The sequence below is a fragment of the Micrococcus sp. R8502A1 genome, from assembly GCF_006704135.1.
GTDB lineage: Bacteria > Actinomycetota > Actinomycetes > Actinomycetales > Micrococcaceae > Micrococcus > Micrococcus luteus.
In genome coordinates this window covers 1-4,122 of record NZ_VIGS01000092.1, presented here as the reverse complement: position 1 = coordinate 4,122, position 4,122 = coordinate 1, and the positions used below count along the sequence as shown (strand labels likewise).

At 66.9% G+C, this 4,122-nt stretch carries 3 protein-coding genes; 2 read left to right on the top strand and 1 reads right to left on the bottom strand.

The genetic code is table 11. The features are described 5' to 3' along the window. Positions 1-116 precede the first annotated feature (116 nt). Entirely contained in the window at positions 117-1,247 is a 1,131-nt protein-coding gene (locus FLM69_RS11115; RefSeq protein ID WP_141844268.1) for an ImmA/IrrE family metallo-endopeptidase, read from the top strand. Continuing rightward, positions 1,244-1,747 carry a DUF4411 family protein gene (locus FLM69_RS11110; RefSeq protein ID WP_002857771.1) on the top strand — a complete coding sequence of 168 codons (504 nt, stop codon included), beginning with the start codon at positions 1,244-1,246 and terminating at the stop codon, positions 1,745-1,747. Before FLM69_RS11115 ends, FLM69_RS11110 begins: the two co-directional genes overlap by 4 nt. 111 nt (positions 1,748-1,858) lie before the next feature. Here FLM69_RS11110 and dnaB read toward each other — a convergent pair whose 3' ends face one another. Continuing rightward, positions 1,859-3,250, bottom strand: a complete 1,392-nt coding sequence (gene dnaB, locus FLM69_RS11105) for a replicative DNA helicase (protein WP_370510508.1) — start codon at positions 3,248-3,250, stop codon at positions 1,859-1,861. Positions 3,251-4,122: the final 872 nt, after the last annotated feature.

The window sequence follows — 4,122 nt, the reverse complement described above, 5'->3', positions numbered from 1 at the left end:
CCGGCTCGTCGAAGGTCAGGCCGTCACGAACTGGAAGCAGGCCCTCGCCCAGCTCGCCGCGGCCTACCCCGACCGGATCAACCCCTACCTGTGACCACCCCGCTTACACAGACAAGTTGACACGCCCGGCCGTCCTGCGCTGGGCCCTCGAACGTGGGGGCATCGACCTGGCCAGCGCCACTACCGCACACCCCGACCTCGAGGCCTGGCTCAGCCGGACGAAGAAGCCCACCATGAAGCAGCTGGAACGGTTCGGGCAGAAGGTCCATGTGCCCTTCGGCATGCTGTTTCTCAGCGCTCCCCCGGCGCCGGCACCCATCCCCATCCCTGACATGCGCACGCCGGGCAGCCAGGGCGTGGGTCACCCCTCCGCCGAGCTGGTGGACGTCCTGCGGGAGTGCCAGCTCCGCCAGGACTGGTACCGGGACCACATGCTCGCCATTGGCGCCAACCCCGTGCCCCTCGTGGGCAGCGCCACGCTCCAGGACGATACAGAGGATGCCGGAACACGCCTCCGGGAGATCCTCCACCTGGACGCCCTGTCCGGCGCCAGTGACGCCTTCCGCAGCGTGCTCGTGGGCGCCTTGGAAGAGGCGGGGGTGCTGGTGATGATCAGCGGCTACGTCGGCAATGAAACCCGAAGGCCCCTAAACCCGGACGAGTTCAGGGGCTTCGCCCTGGCCGACGACCTCGCTCCACTGATCTTCGTCAACGGAACCGAGGCCAAGACCGCCCAGCACTTCACCCTCCTCCACGAGACCGCTCACCTGCTCCTCGGACACAGTGCGCTGTCTGATGCCCGCCCCGGACGCCACGCACCCTACGAGGAGGCCTGGTGCAACCGGGTGGCCGCCGCAGCCCTGGTGCCCCGCGTCGTGCTGGAGCAGCAGCAGGAGCGACTCAGCACGGAGTTCGACGAGGTGGTCGCCGATGTGGCCAAACGCTGCCAGGTGAGCCGCGCCGTCGTGGTTCTCCGGATGAAGACCTGCGGACTGATCACCCCTGCCGCCGCCGACGCGCAGCTCGCAGCGCTGGCCCGCGTCCCCCATCCCCAGACCCCGGCGCCGAAGGGCGGAGGGGGCGATTATTACCGCACCGCCCGCTACCGCCTCGGCGTCCCGTTCACCACCGCCGTGGTAGCCAGCGCCCGGGAAGGCGGAACCAGCTACCGGGACGCGTTCCGCCTGCTGGGAACCCACAAGCGTGAGGTTATGGACACCCTGGCTCAGAAGATGGCGGCCGCATGATGTTCCTGCTCGACGCCAACACCTTCATCACGCCGAAGAACAGTTACTACGGGTTCGATCTCGCCCCGGGGTTCTGGACGTGGCTGGAGCGCGCTCATGCGGCAGGCTGGGTCGCCAGCGTGGAGGCCGTGCGGCAGGAGCTATGCCGGGGCGGGGATGAACTCGCCACCTGGGCGTCAAACCATCCGCAGCTCTTCCTCCCACTCACGTCAGAGGTGCCCCAGCGCATCGGCGAGTTGGCCCAGTGGACCCTGACCCGTCAGCCCGCGTATCAACAGGCCGCGCAGGACGAGTTTCTGGATGACAGCGCCGATCTGCTGTTGGTGGCGCAGGCTGCATGCATGGACGCCACCGTGGTCACCTTCGAGGTGCCCGCCCCTCAGGCGCGCAAGCGCGTGAAAATCCCTGACGCCTGTGCCGCTCTGGAGACCCGCTGCGTCGACCTGTGGGAATGCATGCGCCAGACCAGCCCCCGGTTGACGCTCGACCTCGTGCCCTGAAGAACGTTGCACGTCACTGATGCCGTCAGTCGACACAGTGAGTGCCTCACTCGAGTGAGTGACAGGCTCTCTGCACTCACTGACGGGGCGGTTTTGCGTCAGTGACGGCCGTCAGAACCCACCCGGGCCACCACCCGCATCACTCGCCAGGTTCGAGAATCGCGAATAATGCCCCTGGAACCCCACCACAATGGTCTTCGTCGGCCCGTTCCTGTGCTTGGCCACGATCAGGTCCGCTTCGCCGGCGCGCGGGGACTCCTTGTCGTACACGTCCTCGCGGTGCAGCAGGATCACCATGTCCGCGTCCTGCTCAATCGAGCCCGACTCGCGCAGGTCGGACACCTGCGGCCGCTTGTCCGTCCTCTGCTCGGACCCACGGTTCAACTGGCTCAACGCGATGACCGGCACGTCGAGCTCCTTGGCCAGCAGCTTGAGAGCACGGGAGAACTCGGCGACCTCCTGCTGACGGGACTCGACCTTCTTGCCCGAGCTCATGAGCTGCAGGTAGTCCAGCACCACCATCTTGAGGTTGTTCTTCTGCTTGAGCCGCCGGCACTTGGCGCGGATCTCCATCATGGTCATGTTCGGGGAGTCGTCGATGAAGAACGGTGCCTCGTTCAGCCGCCCCACGGTCGCGGCGATCTTGGACCACTGGTCGTCCCGGATGGTGCCCTTGCGCAGGTCCTGCAGCGCGATCGTCGCCTCGGCGCTCAAGAGCCTCATGGCGATCTCGTTCTTGCCCATCTCGAGGCTGAAGAACACGGTGGCCATGTTGTGGTGGATGGCCGCGGCCCGCGCGAAGTCCAGCGCGAGCGTGGACTTGCCGACGGCGGGGCGCGCCGCGATCACGATCATCTGCCCGCCGTGCAGGCCCTGCGTCAGCTCGTCGAAGTCGTAGAAGTCGGTGGGGACGCCCGTTAGGCCCTCCCCCTGGTTGCCGGCCGCCTCGATCTCGTCGACGGCGTGCTCCATGATCTCCGCGAGGCGCACGTAGTCCTCGGACTGGCGGTTCTCCGCCACCTTGTAGATCTCGGACTGCGCCTCGTTGACGATCTCCTCGACTTCGCCGTCGCCCTGATACCCCAGCTGGGTGATCTTGGTGCCGGCGGTCACGAGGCGCCGCAGGACGGCCTTCTCCGCCACGATCTCCGCATAGAAGCTCGCGTTGGCGGCGGTGGGCACGGACTGGATGAGCTCGTGCAGCACGGCAGGGCCGCCCACGCGGCTGAGCTCCTGGCGCTTGTTCAGCAGGTCCGCCACGGTGACGGCGTCCGCGGGCTCACCGCGGCCGTAGAGGTCGATGATCGCCTCGTAGATCATCTCGTGGCTCGGCCGGTAGAAGTCGTGGCCGCGCAGCACCTCCACCACGTCCGCGATCGCGTCCTTGGAGAGCATCATGCCGCCCAGCACCGAACGCTCCGCCTCCAGGTCCTGGGGCGGCAGGAAGCGTTCAGAGGAACGGCCGCCGTCGTAGGAGCCCGAGTCTCCGTAGTTCTCAGTCAACGTCCGGAGACTCCCTTCCCACAGCCCGCACGACGGCGGCCCTCGCCGGTCTTCCCGGCCCTGATTCCTCTGTTGTCACCGCCCGTGCCGCCGCACCCTCCTGCAGGCGGACGCTGCGACGGTCCCCGGGGCGACGGTCCGAGCGGATGCGCGCCTGTCAGTGGTCACCTGCGGCCAATACCCGCCCTCGCGTTGGGGATACCACGCGACACTACGCGCGCCGTGGAGGCTGGGCAACCGCGTTTCCCACAGGCCTTGTGGACAACGTGTGGATTCGGCGGCGTGTCGTGTGGATCGCCTGGGGACCACGCTGGGGACAACCGCTCGGCCAGTCCCAGAATCCGGCTCTGACCTGGGACGATGCGATCCCCAGCGCTGTGGAGGAAGATTCTCCACCCCCCTTTGGCCCCGGCCGCGGGACTTGACAGCACCCTCGTTTGCGCCCTCATCACACGGCCTGGTACACGCCTATCCACACCATCGTCCACACCCTCCACATCTGTGGACAACTCCTGTGGACAAGGTGCACGGATCTGGGGACGGCGAAGTTGACAGCCTCTGCGCGCGGCCCCAGGTCCTCCCCGCGCCCACCTCTCCCGGCCGCCCCGGACCGCCCGGCACCGATGACTCACGCACGTCAGTGACCCGCCCCAGAGTCATTGGACGGAACGCGAGCACGGTGCTTGGGTGGAACCCGTCGTCGTGTCGTCCGCCACAGTGAGGAGCCCGCCGTGCCCCCGGCCACCACCGCCCCAGCCTCTTATACACATCTGACGCTGCAGACGAGCGCATAAATGGAGATACCAGCGGTCGACGTGAACTACAAAAAGTAAAGACAACGAAAGAGAAACAGTATCAAAGTGAGTACATCA

What these genes read in the sequence shown, in the direction of transcription:
- FLM69_RS11110 (WP_002857771.1), top strand. Translation starts at nt 1,244, where the DNA reads ATGATGTTCCTGCTCGACGCCAACACCTTCATCACGCCGAAGAACAGT.